12 protein-coding genes are annotated in these 17,511 nt (G+C 47.1%); 9 read left to right on the top strand and 3 right to left on the bottom strand.

The window, feature by feature from the left end; all coding sequences use genetic code 11:
- The first annotated feature begins 10 nt into the window (after positions 1-10).
- A complete protein-coding gene (locus tag VK70_RS14100; protein WP_025692322.1) occupies positions 11-328 on the top strand; it encodes a winged helix-turn-helix transcriptional regulator in 318 nt (105 codons plus the stop codon).
- A 99-nt stretch (positions 329-427) separates the two neighbouring features.
- Here VK70_RS14100 and VK70_RS14095 read toward each other — a convergent pair whose 3' ends face one another.
- The gene (locus VK70_RS14095; RefSeq protein WP_025700331.1) at positions 428-1,642 is read right to left on the bottom strand and encodes a macrolide family glycosyltransferase; all 1,215 of its coding nucleotides are present in this window, start codon (positions 1,640-1,642) and stop codon (positions 428-430) included.
- A gap of 38 nt (positions 1,643-1,680) precedes the next feature.
- Complete coding sequence (locus tag VK70_RS14090) at positions 1,681-2,895, bottom strand: macrolide family glycosyltransferase (RefSeq protein ID WP_025700329.1); 1,215 nt, start codon at positions 2,893-2,895, stop codon at positions 1,681-1,683.
- Positions 2,896-3,020: 125 nt separating this feature from the next.
- Here VK70_RS14090 and VK70_RS14085 point away from each other — a divergent pair, with 125 nt between their 5' ends.
- The 5 genes from VK70_RS14085 to VK70_RS14065 all read left to right on the top strand — a co-directional run bounded on the left by VK70_RS14085 (position 3,021) and on the right by VK70_RS14065 (position 9,197).
- The gene (locus tag VK70_RS14085; protein ID WP_025700328.1) at positions 3,021-3,620 is read left to right on the top strand and encodes a TetR/AcrR family transcriptional regulator; all 600 of its coding nucleotides are present in this window, start codon (positions 3,021-3,023) and stop codon (positions 3,618-3,620) included.
- 244 nt (positions 3,621-3,864) lie between these two features.
- Positions 3,865-4,596: a hypothetical protein gene (locus tag VK70_RS14080; protein ID WP_025700326.1), complete on the top strand. Its 732-nt coding sequence runs from the start codon at positions 3,865-3,867 to the stop codon at positions 4,594-4,596.
- 111 nt (positions 4,597-4,707) lie between these two features.
- Positions 4,708-5,415, top strand: coding sequence for an iron-sulfur cluster repair di-iron protein (ric, locus tag VK70_RS14075; RefSeq protein WP_036643097.1), 708 nt, complete (start codon positions 4,708-4,710; stop codon positions 5,413-5,415).
- Positions 5,416-5,634: 219 nt separating this feature from the next.
- A complete protein-coding gene (nirB, locus tag VK70_RS14070) occupies positions 5,635-8,370 on the top strand; it encodes a nitrite reductase large subunit NirB (RefSeq protein ID WP_025700324.1) in 2,736 nt (911 codons plus the stop codon).
- Between the two features lie 35 nt (positions 8,371-8,405).
- Positions 8,406-9,197, top strand: a complete 792-nt coding sequence (locus VK70_RS14065) for a formate/nitrite transporter family protein (protein WP_025700323.1) — start codon at positions 8,406-8,408, stop codon at positions 9,195-9,197.
- Between the two features lie 178 nt (positions 9,198-9,375).
- Here VK70_RS14065 and VK70_RS14060 read toward each other — a convergent pair whose 3' ends face one another.
- Positions 9,376-10,092, bottom strand: a complete 717-nt coding sequence (locus VK70_RS14060; RefSeq protein ID WP_025700322.1) for a Crp/Fnr family transcriptional regulator — start codon at positions 10,090-10,092, stop codon at positions 9,376-9,378.
- Positions 10,093-11,021: 929 nt separating this feature from the next.
- On the opposite strand from VK70_RS14060, the gene adhE reads away from it, so the two are divergent.
- The 3 genes from adhE (at position 11,022) to pflA (ending at position 17,075) form a co-directional block, all read left to right on the top strand.
- Positions 11,022-13,643, top strand: coding sequence for a bifunctional acetaldehyde-CoA/alcohol dehydrogenase (adhE, locus tag VK70_RS14055; RefSeq protein ID WP_025700320.1), 2,622 nt, complete (start codon positions 11,022-11,024; stop codon positions 13,641-13,643).
- Positions 13,644-13,923: 280 nt separating this feature from the next.
- Positions 13,924-16,185, top strand: coding sequence for a formate C-acetyltransferase (pflB, locus tag VK70_RS14050; protein ID WP_025700318.1), 2,262 nt, complete (start codon positions 13,924-13,926; stop codon positions 16,183-16,185).
- A gap of 152 nt (positions 16,186-16,337) precedes the next feature.
- Positions 16,338-17,075, top strand: a complete 738-nt coding sequence (pflA, locus tag VK70_RS14045) for a pyruvate formate-lyase-activating protein (protein WP_025700317.1) — start codon at positions 16,338-16,340, stop codon at positions 17,073-17,075.
- Positions 17,076-17,511: the final 436 nt, after the last annotated feature.

The raw sequence follows: 17,511 nt of genomic DNA, 5'->3' as shown, positions 1-17,511 counted from the left end.
GGTGAGAACAATGGAAGAGCATCAGTTGGCGTTATGTCCCCGCTTCGAGACGGCATTTTCTTTTCTGGGCAAACGGTGGAACGGCCTCATTATTAAGACATTGATGAGCGGACCGAAACGCTTTAAGGACATATCCGGCCTTATTCCCTTGATGAGCGATAAAATGCTGTCGGAACGGATGAAGGATCTGGAGAGCGAAGGCATTCTGGAGCGGCATGTCTATCCGGAGACGCCTGTGCGGATCGAATACGAGCTGACGGACAAAGGCCGCGCGCTGGAACCTGTCATGGAGCAGATTCAGAAATGGGCGGAACAGTGGGTAAAATAAAGGCGGGGCCGGCCGCAAAACAAGCAGAAAACTGACGTCGAATCAATCGGCGCCAGTTTTTTTTGAGTAGCGATTCAATCTAGCACTAGACATCGTGTTTTATACGAGAATACCTCGTTCGCTTTTTAATTTTAAAATCTCTTCAACCGCTTTTTTATAACCGCCGGCCTGTTTAAAAGAATCACTTATTTTCTTGATATTTTCAGCATAGCTTGGATCGTTTAACACTTTTTCCACCGAATCCTTTAATCGTTCCGGAGTAAGTGTATCCTTATCGAGAGAAATGGCCGCTCCGAGTTCCGCAGATCTTCCCGCCATATAAGGCTGGTCCGCGCCTATAGGTATCGCCACAAAAGGCACTTCATGATAGAGTAAGTCACTGGTACTGTTCATCCCCGCATGAGTGATCGCCACATCGGTATATTTTAAAATCTCCGATTGAGGCACAAAATTTCTTACAATAAAGTTGTCAGGTATTTCAAATTCGGATAAATCCACATTGTATGCCGTCATAACCACAACAGCATCGGTGTCGGCAAAAGTTTTAAAGAAAATTTCATACAGCTTGCTGTCTTTATTAAACACTGTGCCTAATGAGATGTAGATGACTTTTTTACCTTCTAATTGTTCAAATGGGAAATCCAAATTTTCCTGCCGATCATAGATTGGAGGGCCGATAAATTTAAAGCTGTCGTCATAATATTCAGGATGGGAAACGAAATATTTGGAAGTATAGACAATATTGATGTCACCTTTATTGAAAAATAAACCCATCGGGTTATCGGCCAGTTCCACGTTATAGACTTCCTTTAATCGTTTTGCAACTGTTTTGTAAGTTTCCATAACGGGATGATTTCTTATAAGCTCTTCATTGGCGAATTCTTTGTGCTGGGCCATAAGTTCCTTCGGAGTAGCAAACACGGCAAAAGAAGACACCGAAGGAAGGTTCAAGATTTGAGCCATCACATTTCCAAAAGGATACATCGCCGTATACATAATATAATCGAACTTTCTATCCTTAATTTGATCTAAAACATCTTCTATCATCTTATCGCTTGACTTGAGCATTTCATTAATAGAGTCAAACAACTTCTCTAACCCCATGTTTTGCGGCGTGTTGTGTCTACCGTTGAACAGGGGCGACTCTACTTGATAGCTTTTAAATTCAGCGCCTGTCTTTTCGATCTTCTCTTTAAATTCCGCTGCACAAAAATAAGTAACTTCCTCGCCTTGATTTACTAATTCATTGACTAATCCCAGTGTAGGATTGACATGACCGTGAGCAGGGACGCTTAAAAAAAGCACTTTTGACATCTTTTCACATCCTCCTCTATGTTTTTGCAAAAAAATCTTTAGTGTGTAACTTGTGTATTTTTTTGGCTGTGTAACAGCTTTTCAATGGCTTCAGCGGCTTTTTGAGCTCCGCCGGCTTCTTGAATATTCTTCTGCATGTCATACACACGCTGTTGCAACTGCTCGTCCTCGGAAACTTCTTGAACCGCTGTCTGTAACACTTGAACGGTTACTTCATCCGGCAGAAAATGCTGCCCCAGTCCCAATTCCGTTACGCGGCGGGCGGTAATTTCCTGCTCATGCATCTGCGGTAAGACGACCAAGGGCACGCCGTTACTTAACGCTTCCATTGTGCTGTTCATGCCGCCATGGGTGATAAACAACCGGGTATGAGGAAGAATTTCAAGCTGCGGGACCTGCTGGCGCACAATAAAGTTATCTGGAATGTCCCCCAAACTTTCCGGAATGATCTTAGATCCTGTGGACATGACGACCTGCCAATTGGAGCCGCCAAATGCTTCGATGCACATGTTATAGAATTCCGGCCATGGATTGAAAATCGTACCCAGCGATATCAGCATGACGGGGCGCTCATTATTTTCATCAATCGGCAAGCTCTCATCGTAGCTGCGTTTGCCAATAGACGGTCCAACAAAAAGGAAGTGTTCGTCAAACTGATCGCCTTTAACCTGAAAAGCCCGAGGCATAAAGGCAATATTTAATTTCTCCGGAATGAATAAATCCATAAAGGATGCAACCGGAATCCCTTCCTTCTCCGCAAAATCCTTGAGCTTTGCCGCCAATTCATTCTTGATCTCGTCCGAAACCTCAGGTAACGCCGATACATGCTCATTCTCCGCATAGGAAGAAAACAGCCGTACCGCTTCTATGCCGTGCTTTGCGGCAAACAATTTTCCGGCTAACGCTATAAAATCAAACAGAATTAAATCCGGAAGATCATCCGCATATATCTGCTCTAATTCATAATATGTGGATATCGCTTCTTCAATGAATTTCATGGGGAGATTTTCCGCATTGCTGCTTATGGCTTCAGTGATTTGTTTAACATGACTTATTTGATCTAAAATATCCATTGAGGCCGAATGATAGGGAATAACCGAAACCCCCGTTTGCTCAATATCCGGTATAAACTTTTCTGTTGCCGGATAAGTCACTTTATAGCCTCTTTGGACGAGCTCCGATACAACGGCAAGTGTGGGATTGATATGCCCGTAAGCAGGAATATTAATCATAGCAATATGAGTTTTTTTCACTTCAATCAGCCTCCATTTGTATTAGAATTGTACCAAGTGATGGTATTAATTATAGTATATGTAAAAATGGAGTGCAATTTCACTAGAGACTTTATCCGCGAAAATAGACAAAAGAGGTGAAAGTGTTGCATCAAACAAGAGAGTGGATTTTTGAAGCGATGCTGATATTATTGGAGACCACACCGTATGATCAGATTAAAATTACCAGCATAACCAAAAAAGCAGGAGTCGCCAGACAGACTTTCTACAGGAATTATAAAAGTAAAGATGACATCATTATCCAATATCTAAATGATATATTTAAGGAGCGTTTAACTATAATAAAAAAATGGCAGGGCAATAATCAGAATGAGGTTCTAACGAATCTCCTGTTTGCGCATTTAAAGAAGCATCGTGACCCTATACTAAAAATCATCAAAGCTGTACCTGATTATTTACTATTTGAACGAATTGAGGAATTTATAAAATTTTTAGTACATCTGTATAACAAAGAAGATACGGGGGCTGCAGACAAATTAAATGAATTACATTTTAAATATTCAATAAAGTATCAAATTGCCGGAGGTTTTACGATCATAGTGGACTGGCTTAAGAACGATATGCCGTTATCTTTTGAAGAGTTGAGACAAATCATGAGTGAATTTGGAAAGTCATTTATTGAACAAGGTATTTATGTGCCTGATATTTTATATAGCTATGCGGATCAATTGGAGAGTTTGGAATAAACCCAAGCATTTAAAAAGCGACTTGGTATCCCCCAGGCGAAGTGCCGGGGTCAATAGGAGCAAACCGCCCGCCATTCCAGGAATGACGGGTATGTTATTTTTTACCGTTTCTTTTTCGAGAAAAAATTTGCACATTGGACATAAAGAAGTAATATAATAGAAAAAACGACTGTTCCTCGCTCGTTGGAAGCGCTTACTAAATAAATTCCCCCGCCCTGCGGGAAATTGAGGGAGGCGAGCTAAGATGAAGACCACCCTGCTCTCACGTGAGGTAGGTTATGGAAAAGAGGATGTCGCCGAGCTGGAAACGGCATCTGTTAAGGTGCAGCTCATTTATGATAAGACGCTGTTCATGCTGCACAGCCATATTCCCGCCTCTTTATGGAACGCTACGATTGGAGTGCCCTACAGCATTATCTCTTCTCTGTACAAAGGTAACGGTGAAGCCGGTACGGTATTTCAGAAATGGATTCAAGGGCCCTTGGGTTGGAAATGCATCGGCTGTGAGCGACACTGTCTGGAGCAGGAACAAGGTAAACCGGAACGTAACAGAGGCATATCGGATCAGCGGCGTACCTACACGTTTCATAACGGCAGAAGACAGAGTCTGATACTTCAGGCGGTAATCTGGTCGCTGTTTGAAAAAACGCTGATGCTTCATCCGTTTCTTGGTGCCGAGACCTTTCTGGATGGTGATGATTTGGAGACCATATCGGCCTATTTTGTGCCCACCTATGTCAATGACGTCCGTTTTCGGGAGCTTAATAAGCCATGCAAAGCCTACACGGACACGGGTATTCGCGTCTTTCAGGAATGGGTTGCGGCTCCGGACCTTGTGCTTCAATGGGATGGCGGTTTGACGGAAGGAAGATGGATGACCGGCGTGTATGTCAATCAGGCCAAATTTGCCGGACTCGGGCCTTACTTGAAGGACGCTGCGGGCAAGCGCACGTACATGGAAGCCTTTGTGCAATAATATCTGTTCAATATGTTGATGGATTTACCGTGATTCCAATCACACGTAAGCTCTCTTTTAGGGGTTAAGGTGGAGTAGAAGATAAACCAGCACCCCTAAGGAGGAGCCATAATGAGTATCAAACAACCTTTATTCAATAGTGATACGATGGTAAGAGATATTGTGCTGCAGTTCCCCAAAGCATCGGACTACTTCAAAGCGAACAAAATCGATTTCTGCTGCGGCGGCGCCAAGCCGCTTCGGGCGGCGGCGGACGAGCGCGGTTTAGATGCAGGCGCTGTCATCGGCGATTTGTACAAGCTGGTGGAGGAGCACCCTGTTCTGGAAGAAGAAACCGTGTGGAACGGGGCGTCGTCCGAAGCGCTGATCGGCCATATTGTGAGCAAGCATCACAGCTATCTGCGTGAAGAGCTGCCGCTGATCGGACAGAATGTTGCCAAGGTATTTCATGCGCACGGCGAAGGCGCTCCGCATTTGGCCGAGGTATACCACCTATTCAACCAGTTGAAGGACGAATTGCTGGAGCATACGGCGAAGGAAGAAGCGCAGGATTTTCCGAGTATTCTTGCCTACGAGCAAAAAGGGGACGAACAATCTTTAGCTGCGCTGCGGGAGGCTCTTCACCATTTGGAAGAGGAGCATAATGCCGCGGGGAACATCTTGAGACAGCTTCGCGAAGTTACCGGCGACTACACCCCACCTGAGCATGCCTGCACAACCTATCGTCTGACCTATACGCGGCTGGAAGAATTGGAAGGTATGACCTTCGAGCATGTTCATCTGGAGAACAACATCCTGTTCCCGAGATATCAAGCCTAGTTTCAGCTTTAATTAACGCCGATTTTCCTGGATTGTCCTTGGGAAATCGGCTATTTCTCGTATGTCAAGAGGGTAAATAACAATATTTGTTACAGATTGATGTGAAAATATTCACTATTGGAGTGACTGTGGTCACCCATCTAGTTAAAATTTAAACAGTATAATTCCGTTATTAAGCATGAGAGTTGATTAAGGAAGCTTTTGAGGGAGGACCTGACAATGACATCGAATCGAGAAAAATTAGTACTGATCGGCAACGGCATGGCAGGTGTCGGTACCATCGAACAGATTTTGAAGCTTGGCGGCGCATATGACATCACAGTCTTCGGCAGCGAGCCTCACCCGAACTACAACCGCATTATGCTGTCCTACGTCCTTGAAGGAAGCAAAACAGTGGACGATATTATCCTGAACGACTGGAACTGGTACAAGGATAACGGCATTACTCTGCATACGGGAACTACGGTAACCCGCATAGACGGAGACAAGCGGCAGGTAATCGCATCGAATGGATTGACCGTCGATTACGATAAAGTCATTATCGCCACCGGGTCGAATTCATTCATTCTGCCGATCCCGGGAAGCGGCAAGGAAGGCGTCGTCGGCTTCCGCGACATCGCCGACTGCGAAGCTATGCTGGAAGCCGCGAAGCAATATAGCAAAGCGGCTGTCATCGGCGGCGGATTGCTTGGGCTGGAAGCGGCGAAGGGACTCGTTAACCTTGGCATGGACGTTACGGTCGTCCATCTGATGGAAGACCTGATGGAGCGCCAGCTGGACCATACCGCCGCTTCGATGCTGAAAGCGGAACTGGAGCGCCAGGGCGTCAAGTTCGCCATGGGCAAGCAGACGGTGGAGTTGACCGGCGATGAGCGGGTTAGCGGTCTGCGCTTCAGCGACGGTACGGAGCTGGAGGCGCAGTTCGTGGTTATGGCTGTCGGCATCAAGCCGAATGTGGCTGTAGCGAAGGACAGCGGCATTGAGGTGAACCGGGGCATCGTGGTTAACGACTATTTGCAGACATCTCTTGCGGATGTGTATTCCGTCGGCGAATGCACCGAGCATCGCGGCGTCTGCTACGGTCTGGTAGCCCCGCTGTTCGAACAGGGAAGCGTGCTTGCAAAGCATTTATGCGGCGTGGAAACCAAGACTTATGAGGGTTCGGTCGTCTCAACCAAGCTGAAGATTTCCGGCGTGGACGTCTTCTCGGCCGGAGAATTCATCGATACGCCGGAGCATACGGTGATTTCCGCCAAGGATGATTGGAAGAGAACCTACAAGAAAATTTTACTTAGAGACAACATTATCGTCGGGGCCGTTCTGTTCGGCGATGTGACGGAATCGGCCAGCCTGCAGAAGCTGGTGAAGCAGGGAGCGGAGATGACCGACGACATCTATGCGGACGTTATGGGCACCGGCGGCTGCGGCGGAGGCGGGGCCAAGAAGACGGCGTCTGTCGAAAGCATGTCTGACGAGGAAATTGTCTGCGGCTGCAACGGCGTGACCAAGAAGGCGATTGTGGACGCCATCACCGAGAACGGCTTTACGACCGTAGACGAAATCAAGGCCAGCACCGGCGCTACCCGATCCTGTGGAGGCTGTAAGCCGGTCGTGGAACAGATTCTGCAATACGTGCTTGGCGACGGCTTCGAGCAGAGCGCGAAGACCGGAATTTGCGGCTGTACGACGCTCAGCCGGGATGAAATTGTGGCCGAAATCCGGGCCAAAGGACTGACAACGACTAAAGAGGTCATGAACGTCCTTGGCTGGAAACAGGAAGAAGGCTGCTCGAAATGCCGTCCGGCGGTCAACTATTATCTCGGCATGATCTATCCGGATACGCATAAAGACGAGAAGGAATCGCGCTTCGTCAACGAACGGATGAGCGCCAACATTCAGAAAGACGGCACTTTCACTGTTGTTCCGCGGATGTACGGCGGCGTGACAACTCCCGAAGATCTGAAGAAAATTGCCGACGTCTCCATCAAGTATGATGTTAAGGTTGTCAAAGTGACCGGCGGGCAGCGTCTGGATCTGATCGGCGTCAAGAAAGAGGATGTGCCTAAAGTATGGGAAGAGCTAGATATGCCTTCCGGGTATGCGTACGCTAAATCGCTGCGGACAGTCAAGACCTGTGTCGGTTCTCAGTTCTGCCGGTTCGGCACTCAGGATTCAATGAGTATGGGAGCGCTGCTGGAGCGGAAGTATGAGCGGCTTGACTTCCCCGCCAAATTTAAAATGGCCGTGAACGGCTGCCCGCGGAACTGCGCGGAATCCTGCACGAAGGACATCGGCATTGTCGGCAACGACGGAGGCTGGGAAGTGTTCATCGGCGGCAACGGCGGCATTAAGCCACGGATTGCGGATTCCTTCTGCAAAGTAAAGACGGACGATGAATTGGTGGAGATCTGCTCCGCCGTTATGCAGTACTACCGTGAAACCGGCAATTACCTGGAAAGAACATCGGAATGGGTGGAACGAATGGGGCTGGACCATATCAAGACAGTCATTCTGGACAACGAAGAGGAACGCAAGGCGCTTGCGCAGCGGATTGACTTCGCCTTGACCCAGGTCAAAGATCCATGGAAAAAAATGCTGAACGACGGCGCGACACGCTCTGCGCTGTTTGAAGCGACGGGAACAGCAAGACAAACCCATGCCGCAGGCAAGGTGGAGGACTATCTGCAGCAAATCGGCCGGGTGATCAACATTGAAGGCAAAGAGCTGGCCGTATTCCGCACGTCGGAGGACGAGTTCTACGCTCTGGAGAACCGCAATCCGCATCCCAAAGGCGGCCCTCTAGCCGAGGGAATCGTATCCGGGCATTACCTGTACGACCCGCTGTACGATTGGAAGATCGATCTTCGCACCGGTGAGGTTCAAGCGCCCGATAAGGGGCAGGCGGCGGCTTATCCGGTTCGTGTTGACGGAGATACCGTTGTTATCGGAATTTAAGGTTATTTCAGAGAAAAAAATGGGGTGTTAGGGGCATGTTTACGCAAAGTGTGGAAAATATTATTGAAGCGGCGGTTGCCAAACGCGACAAAATGAATGAAAGCCTGCCGCGTTATGCTTTGGCGGCGCTGCTGGCCGGCGCTTATGTTGGTATCGGCATCATCCTGATATTTACTTTAGGGGCGCCTCTGGCAGCGGCCAAGTCGCCCTTCCAGCCGCTCGTAATGGGAGCAACCTTCGGCATCGCGCTGACGCTGGTCATCTTTGCCGGTTCGGAGCTGTTTACGGGGAATAACATGTTCTTTGCCGCCAGCACCCTCGCAGGCAGAACAAGCGTCTGGGATACGATCAAGAACTGGATTATCGTCTTTCTCGGCAACCTTGCCGGCGCGCTGCTGCTGGCTTGGCTGGTGCAAGGAACAGGACTGTTCAAGGCCGCAGCCCCTGAGCATTTAATCTTCACCGCAGCGGCCAAAAAGATGAGCCTGCCGTACTCCGAATTGTTCTTCCGCGGCATTCTGTGCAACTGGCTGGTCTGTCTGGCGATCTGGATGTCGTCCCGGGCGAAGAGCGAAGGCGCCAAGCTGGTGCTGATCTGGTGGTGTCTGCTTGCCTTCATCGCCAGCGGCTACGAGCATAGTGTAGCGAACATGACGCTGATGAGCGTGGCGCTGCTGCTGCCGAACCATCCGGAGACCGTCAACTGGGCCGGTTGGCTGCATAACATGATTCCGGTTACGCTGGGCAACATAATCGGCGGCGGCGTATTCGTCGGCATGGCTTATTGGGCCATTTCACCCGTCCGTTCCATCCGCAGCAAGCGATAGGATTAAGGATTATAAGAATAAACGGCAAGTCTCCGGTTGGTTGGAGGCTTGCCGTTTTTTACTGAAATAAAAGAAAAAAAGCGCCCGAAATGGGCGCTTGACCACGAAAACCAATGGGTCAAAATCACGGACAATTTATGTTTCACTGAGGAAAGAATAGGGTAAAATAGTTGGGATGTTAGATTCGGCAAATCTCGTTAGGACATAGTTCACAGTGGCAAATGTCCTGCAGCATCTCGATATTTTTAATCACGATCATGCCGTTCTCGTATTCCACGGCGTCTTTTTTGCGAAGATCGCTAAGCATGCGGTTAACACTCTCGCGAGTCGCGCCGATCATGTTGGACAAGTCGGTGTGCGTAATTTTTTTGTTAATCAGAATGGCCTCGCCGTTCTTCTCACCGTAGGTATTGCTCAGACGGATCAATGTAGAGCAGAGCGCACCCGGTTTGCCGTACATCATCAGGTCGCGGAACTTGGTTTGCGTCAGGCGGTGATGAATGCCCATCCATTTCATAAAGTCGATGGCAAAATCACAGTGTTGGCAGATCAGAATCTCGAGATCTTTGTGTTCGATTACGCCGACCTCGCTTTCCTCGATCACTTCGGCAGTGAAGCTGTGCTTTGTGCTGAAGAAAGGATCAGCTTGGCCGACCATGTCGCCGGCTTGATACATATAAAGTATGAGTTCCTTGCCTTCATCCGTAGATTTGGTCAGCTTGACGCGTCCCCGCTTGAGATAAAACAGCTTATCCGAGTAGTCGCCTTCCCAGAATAAATGAGAACCTTCCGGAACTAACCGTTCTTTCATCGTCACTAGCAGTCTGTTAAAGTTTTGTTCGGAGAAACAGTTAGTGTTTCCGTGGGCTTCGATAACATTCGTATGTTCTTTCATAATCGACATCCCCCTTTATTCCCTCAGTTTTTCAATAAATTTTAAATTAATTATACAATGAATTTTTTAATTGTGGGTGGAAAAATCACGGAAAAAGTGTCTAATTTTCAACATTGTGATTATTTTCACTTCAAAAGCGTGATTTTTAGTGTGATTTCTAATAGGTTTTTCCGACAAGCGCTGTAATTCGTTAATCGACACCAAATAAACAGCTTTTTTTAATATAAAACAAGGTTAAGCCTTAGGCAAGTAGAATGTGATTTAAGACACAACTTTTTATGAGCTGACATAGGCGGGTCAGAACATGAACATAAACGCTTATTCCGATCTTGGTGATGCTGCTGTACGAGTTTGGATACAATCGGGGTCAAATGCGTTTCCGCTTTGCCCTTCCCGAAGAAATGGCATTTCGAGAGGATGCGGTGTATTTCGGCTAAACAGCTGAATAATTCGGATGTTTGCAGATTCGGTTAGCGTCTGATGGACTGTTGCGCGGCTTTCCGATTTTTTTGCGGAGATTGATCATAATATAAGAAGTTATTGTGGCGGCGTATACCCTTTAAAGCGTCACGAGATCGGCGGCGCTCACGGAGCATGAAGGCTTCTTGTAGGAAATATCCCTCATTTATAATTGAAATTAGGAATAATAGCATGGATAGTTCGGCTAACAAGCGACAACCTATGTGTTTTTCCAAATAAAGGCATTGAATTCTTCAATGTAATCTACTATTAATTTAAGCTTAATAAGCATGGAAGAGAAGGATATAGGTAAGATGGCCTTAAAAGAATCTTTATTGTAAGCGATTTAATAATGAAAGAAAAAAATTTTTTATACTTTGTGAAAGATTTCACTATACAAGTCGCATTTGATGTGATATTATCGGTTTTGTAGAGAGGAACAAACACAAATTGACAGGAGGACGAGGGAAATGGCAGTAAAGAATGAAGTGGCCGCCCAAGTGAAACAACCTACCGCAGAAGAGTATATTCAGACACTGGTAGACAAAGCAAAGAAAGCTCAAGAAGCTTTTATGGCCCTTGATCAAGAGCAAGTAGACAGTATCGTTCATGCGATGGCGCTGGCCGGACTTGACAAGCATATGTACCTGGCGAAACTGGCAGTTGAAGAAACTGGCCGCGGTGTTTATGAGGACAAGATCACCAAGAACATCTTTGCTACAGAATATATTTACCATGGGATTAAATATGACAAAACTGTAGGTGTTATTGAAGATAACCCTTACGATAGCTTCCAAAAAATTGCCGAACCGGTCGGAATCGTTATGGGCATCACACCGGTAACCAACCCAACATCCACCACGATGTTTAAAGCATTGATCGCCGCTAAGACACGTAATCCTATTATATTCGGTTTCCATCCATCGGCGCAAGAGTGTAGTGCCGCTGCCGCAAAAATTCTGCATGATGCTGCTGTCAAAGCCGGCGCACCGGAGAACCTCATCCAATGGATCGAGCAGCCGACAATGGATAAAACTAACGCGCTGATGAACAATGATGGTGTGGCTCTGATCCTGGCGACAGGCGGATCTGCAATGGTTAAAGCGGCATACAGCTGCGGCAAACCGGCTCTTGGCGTAGGCCCTGGTAACGTGCCTGCCTTCATTGAAAAGAGCGCTGATATTGACCAAGCGGTAAATGACATTATTCTTTCGAAAACATTCGACAACGGCATGATCTGCGCATCCGAGCAAGCCATCATCATCGAAGAGCCGATCTTCGACCAAGTGAAGAAGAAATTGATCGCTAACGGCTGCTACTTTGTCAATAAAGAAGAAGCTGCTAAGCTGACCAACGGCGCGATGAACGTAGAAAAATGCGCGGTTAACCCGGCAATCGTCGGTCAATCCGCTGTGAAAATCGCTGAAATGTGCGGAATTCAAGTACCTGCAGGCACCAAAATCCTGATCGCCGAACTCGAAGGCGTGGGTACGAAATACCCGCTTTCCGCTGAAAAACTGAGCCCGGTTCTGGCTTGCTACAAAGTTAAGAATGCGGACCAAGGCATCGAGCGTGCGGCGCAAGTTGTTGAGTTTGGCGGTATGGGTCACAGCTCGGCCATCCACTCCAACAACGAAGAAGTAATCATGAAATTCTCGAACCGTCTGCAAACCGGACGTATTCTCGTAAATTCGCCTTCCACCCATGGTGCCATCGGCGACATCTACAACACGAACATCCCTTCGCTGACTCTGGGCTGCGGATCCTACGGCCGTAACTCGGTATCGCAGAACGTTACCGCCATTAACTTGATCAACGTGAAAAGGGTGAATCGTCGTATCGTGAATATGCAATGGTTTAAGCTGCCAGAGAAGATCTACTTTGAAAAAGGCGCAACCCAATACCTGGCCAAAATGCCTGACATCACTCGTGTAGCAATCGTCACCGACCCGATGATGGTAAAACTGGGCTATGTGGAAAGAGTTGAGCACTACCTGCGTCAACGCCAAACTCCTGTAGCAATCGAAGTGTTCTCGGAAGTTGAACCGGATCCATCGACAACTACAGTTGAAAAAGGTACTGCCATGATGAACAGATTCCAGCCGGACTGCATCATCGCCCTTGGCGGCGGTTCTTCTATGGATGCTGCAAAAGGAATGTGGCTGTTCTACGAACATCCGGATGCTGACTTTGATGGTCTGAAGCAAAAATTCATGGATATCCGTAAACGGGTCTACAAATTCCCGAAACTGGGCATTAAGGCGAAATTTGTTGCAATCCCTACAACTTCGGGTACTGGTTCGGAAGTAACCTCCTTCGCGGTTATTACCGACAAAACAACTACTCCAAATGTTAAGTATCCGCTGGCTGATTATGAGCTTACTCCTGACGTAGCCATTATCGATCCGGAATTCGTATACAGCTTGCCTAGAACAGCTGTTGCCGATACGGGTATGGACGTGCTGACACATGCAATCGAAGCCTATGTGTCCATCCTGGCAAGCGACTACACCGATGGTCTGGCTATCAAAGCTATTCAACTGGTATTCCAATACCTGGAGAAATCCGCATTGCAAGCCGACAAGCTTGCCCGCGAGAAAATGCACAATGCATCGACGCTGGCCGGTATGGCCTTTGCCAACGCATTCCTGGGCATCAACCACAGCTTGGCGCACAAATGGGGCGGTCAATACCATACACCTCATGGACGCACCAACGCGATCCTGTTGCCGCACGTTATCCGCTACAATGCAGCGAAACCGTCGAAGTTCGCTTCGTTCCCGAAATATTCGCACTTTGTGGCTGACGAGCGCTACGCTGAAATCGCCCGTATTCTGGGACTGCCGGCTCGTACGACTGAAGAAGGTATCAACAGTCTGATCAGCGCCATTCGCGAGTTGAACAAAAAACTGGGTATCGAAGATTCCTTCCAGCAACTGGGCATCGATCCGAAGGATTTTGAAGCCAATGTAGACTACCTGGCCGATAAAGCCTTCGAAGACCAATGCACAACTGCCAATCCGAAGCTGCCGCTGGTAAGCGAACTTGCCGACGTATACCGTAATGCCTTCTACGGCAGATTTGACAACTAATTTTTAGTCTGCATCAGGCTTAATGCACATATAGAAATAGGTTTTTGACAGTTCAAGCTGGGATTGAGATTGGAGTGACAAATATCACCAAAAAGATGCTAGATGGTGATATTTGTCACAGTTTTCTTAGGGAAAGTAAACTAAGATGTTTATATAAGATCCCAGTTATTGAACTTCAATTGTGAATTTTGTTACAAGCACAGCATGGGATCACGAGACACGGGATTAACCTTCAAGCCCGCGATCTCTACAAATCATATAAATATATGGAGGGATTAGCATGTCGGTGATTGAAAGAGAAGTACAAGAAGTCAAGTCGGGATGGCGTGGATTTGTTAGCGGAAAATGGACTAAGCATGTTAACGTTAATGATTTCATCGAGAAGAACATCAAGCCGTATGAAGGAAACGAAGATTTCCTCGTAGGTCCAACCAGCAACACTAACGAATTGTGGAAAATTATTTCCCAACTGAGCAAAGAAGAAAGAGAAAAAGGCGGCGTATGGGATGTAGACCTTAACACGGTTTCTACAATCGTATCCCACAAACCAGGTTATATTGATAAAGAAAAGGAACAAATCGTTGGTGTTCAAACGGATGCTCCTTTCAGACGTTCCATTCAACCGTTCGGCGGCATCAAAATGATGATCGACGCTTGTAAAGCTTATGGCTTCGAGCTTCCGAGCAGCATTGTTGACATGTTTACGAATATTCGCAAAACGCATAACCAAGGCGTATTTGATGCATATACATCTGATATGAGAGCTGTGCGTAAAGCAGGTATCATCACGGGTCTTCCGGATGCTTACGGTCGTGGCCGTATCATTGGTGATTACCGCCGCGTTGCTCTGTACGGTATTGACTTCCTGATCAAGGAAAAGAAACAAGATCAACTTAACCTTGAAGTAGATTCCATGAGCGAAAGTGTCATTCGTCTCCGCGAAGAGCTGTCGGAGCAAATCCGCGCTCTGAGTGAGCTGAAAGAAATGGCTGCCGCGCACGGATTTGATATTTCCAAACCTGCAAACACTGCTAAAGAAGCTTTCCAATGGGTATATTTCGGTTACCTGGCTGCCATCAAGGAACAAAACGGCGCCGCAATGTCCCTCGGACGGGTATCTTCCTTCCTGGATATCTACGTTCAACGTGACGTTGAAGAGGGCACACTGACTGAAGAACAAGCACAAGAGCTTGTTGACCATTTCGTTATGAAACTGCGTATCGTGAAATTCCTTCGTACTCCTGAGTACAACGACCTGTTCTCTGGTGACCCGACTTGGGTAACAGAATCCATCGGTGGTATGTCCGTAGACGGAAGAACTCGCGTTACGAAGAACAGCTTCCGTTTCCTGCACACTCTGTACAACCTGGGACCGGCTCCGGAACCTAACCTGACTGTTCTGTGGTCCGAGAAGCTTCCTGAAGGATTTAAGAAATATTGCGCCAAAGTATCCATCGAGACCAGCTCGATCCAATATGAAAATGACGATCTGATGCGTCCGATCTATGGCGATGACTACGGTATTGCATGCTGCGTATCCGCAATGCGCATCGGTAAACAAATGCAATTCTTCGGCGCACGCGCCAACTTGGCTAAAGCTCTGCTGTACGCCATCAACGGTGGCGTGGATGAGAAATCCGGCGCTCAAGTCGGCCCAGAATATCCGCGCATTACTTCCGAAGTGCTTGATTACAACGAAGTAATCAGCCGCTTCAAACCGATGATGGAATGGCTTGCTAAGACTTACATCAATACCCTTAACGTTATCCACTACATGCATGATAAATATTCCTACGAACGCATTGAAATGGCACTGCATGACCGTGACATTCTGCGTACGATGGCTTGCGGTATCGCTGGTCTGTCGGTTGCTGCCGACTCCCTGAGCGCGATCAAATACGCTAAAGTTAAACCGATCCGCAACGAACAAGGCATCGCAGTAGACTTCGAAATCGAAGGTGAATTCCCTTGCTACGGCAACAACGACGATGCTGTTGACAGCATCGCAGTTGAACTGGTTGAATCCTTCATGAACATGATTCGCAAACACCAAACTTACCGCGATTCCCTGCCGACTCAATCGATTCTGACAATTACTTCGAACGTTGTATACGGCAAGAAAACGGGTACTACGCCTGACGGACGTAAAAAAGGCGAGCCGTTCGCACCTGGTGCTAACCCAATGCACGGACGCGACAAGAAGGGCGCTCTTGCTTCCTTGAGTTCCGTAGCTAAACTGCCTTATGAAGACAGCCTTGACGGTATTTCCAATACCTTCTCGATCGTTCCTAAGGCACTGGGTAAAGATGAAGAAGGACGTAAATCGAACCTGGTATCCATGATGGACGGATATTTCCACAGCAAAGGTCATCACCTGAACGTTAACGTATTTAACCGCGAACAACTGATGGACGCTATGGAACATCCTGAGAACTACCCACAACTCACCATCCGTGTATCCGGTTATGCCGTTAACTTCATCAAGCTGACTCGTGAACAACAACTTGATGTTATTAACCGTACTTTCCACGGTTCGATGTAAGTTGTCTCTAACGTGAATTAAACTTTTAAATATGCTGTAACAAGCAAGGTGATACCGCCCTTGAATCAAGGGCGGTAAAATCTTGTATTGATATTGTTAAAATTTTAAGTTTTTTTCGATAGATAGCCAGTCGTGAGAAAGGATGACCACCTATGATTAAAGGCCGTATTCACTCTCTGGAAACCTTCGGAACCGTAGACGGGCCTGGTATCCGTTTCATTTTATTTATGCAAGGATGCTTAATGAAATGTCAATACTGTCACAACCCGGATACATGGGCTTTAGACGAAGGCAGAGAAGTCACTGTAGATGAGATTCTTAAGGAAATCGAACCTTACCTGAATTATTACCGTACTTCCGGTGGCGGACTTACCGTATCCGGCGGAGAACCGACGCTTCAAGCAAAGTTTGTGGAGCAGCTGTTCACTGAGGTGAAGAAACGTTGGGATCTGCATACGACGCTGGATTCCAATGGATATAATGAAGGAGATAAAATTACGGACCTCCTGAATGTAACCGATCTTGTGCTTCTGGATCTCAAGCACATCGATGACGAGGCTCATCTCAAGCTGACTGGAAAGTCGAATGAACGTACACTCAAGCTGGCTCGCTGGCTGTCCGATCACGGACGTAAGATGTGGATTCGTCTTGTCTATGTACCTGGAATTCATGACAAGGAAGAAGATCTGCTCAATCTGGGCCGGTTTATCGGGACCTTGAAAGGTGTAGAGAAGTTCGAAATTTTACCATACCATCAGATGGGGGTCTACAAGTGGGAAATGCTTGGCAAGCCCTACGAACTGGAAGGTGTGCCAAGTCCTACGGACGAAGAAGTGCAGCGTGCATATCGGCTTATCGACGAAGGTCGCAAGCAGACGGCTCTTGTATAATATTATTTCGACGCTGAATATAAATCGGGAGTTCCGGAGTGAGGTTCCGATTTTTAATAACGGACGAGAGTCACTCTTCCGTGTAACTATAGAAGCTGCTCTCACCGTCCGATATCTTCGGAGCATAGAGCAGCTTTTTTCATGATTTGAGAATGCTATGGATATCGTCATATGAGCCTTTATGATTGATTTCCTGGGAAATTGGAATGAGTTACTGCTTTTGACCGGACACGATGATTTTGGTTGGAGCGGAAGAAGCGACAAGGCTGGGGCAATGGAATCTAAAGCTCCTTTATTTTGAGGAGTCTTGGATAGCGTACTAAGGATTTAGGTGTTTCCGTCTTAATCCGTCAGTAGATGTGACAGAGTAAAGAAAAACGAGCGGCTAACTAAAAATTTGGCGGCTATATACATAGATAAAGCAGTTGTCTTCGGA

Source organism: Paenibacillus durus ATCC 35681 (assembly GCF_000993825.1).
Taxonomy (GTDB): domain Bacteria; phylum Bacillota; class Bacilli; order Paenibacillales; family Paenibacillaceae; genus Paenibacillus_AQ; species Paenibacillus_AQ durus_B.
The sequence above is the reverse complement of the archived record's forward strand: the minus strand, read 5'-3'. Positions and strand labels throughout refer to the sequence as shown.

Coding starts and splice junctions, on each gene's coding strand:
- VK70_RS14100 (WP_025692322.1), top strand. CDS start 11: ATGGAAGAGCATCAGTTGGCGTTATGTCCCCGCTTCGAGACGGCATTT.
- adhE (WP_025700320.1), top strand. CDS start 11,022: ATGGCAGTAAAGAATGAAGTGGCCGCCCAAGTGAAACAACCTACCGCA.
- pflB (WP_025700318.1), top strand. CDS start 13,924: ATGTCGGTGATTGAAAGAGAAGTACAAGAAGTCAAGTCGGGATGGCGT.
- VK70_RS14060 (WP_025700322.1), bottom strand. CDS start 10,092: ATGAAAGAACATACGAATGTTATCGAAGCCCACGGAAACACTAACTGT.
- VK70_RS14080 (WP_025700326.1), top strand. CDS start 3,865: ATGAAGACCACCCTGCTCTCACGTGAGGTAGGTTATGGAAAAGAGGAT.
- VK70_RS14065 (WP_025700323.1), top strand. CDS start 8,406: ATGTTTACGCAAAGTGTGGAAAATATTATTGAAGCGGCGGTTGCCAAA.
- pflA (WP_025700317.1), top strand. CDS start 16,338: ATGATTAAAGGCCGTATTCACTCTCTGGAAACCTTCGGAACCGTAGAC.
- nirB (WP_025700324.1), top strand. CDS start 5,635: ATGACATCGAATCGAGAAAAATTAGTACTGATCGGCAACGGCATGGCA.
- ric (WP_036643097.1), top strand. CDS start 4,708: ATGAGTATCAAACAACCTTTATTCAATAGTGATACGATGGTAAGAGAT.
- VK70_RS14095 (WP_025700331.1), bottom strand. CDS start 1,642: ATGTCAAAAGTGCTTTTTTTAAGCGTCCCTGCTCACGGTCATGTCAAT.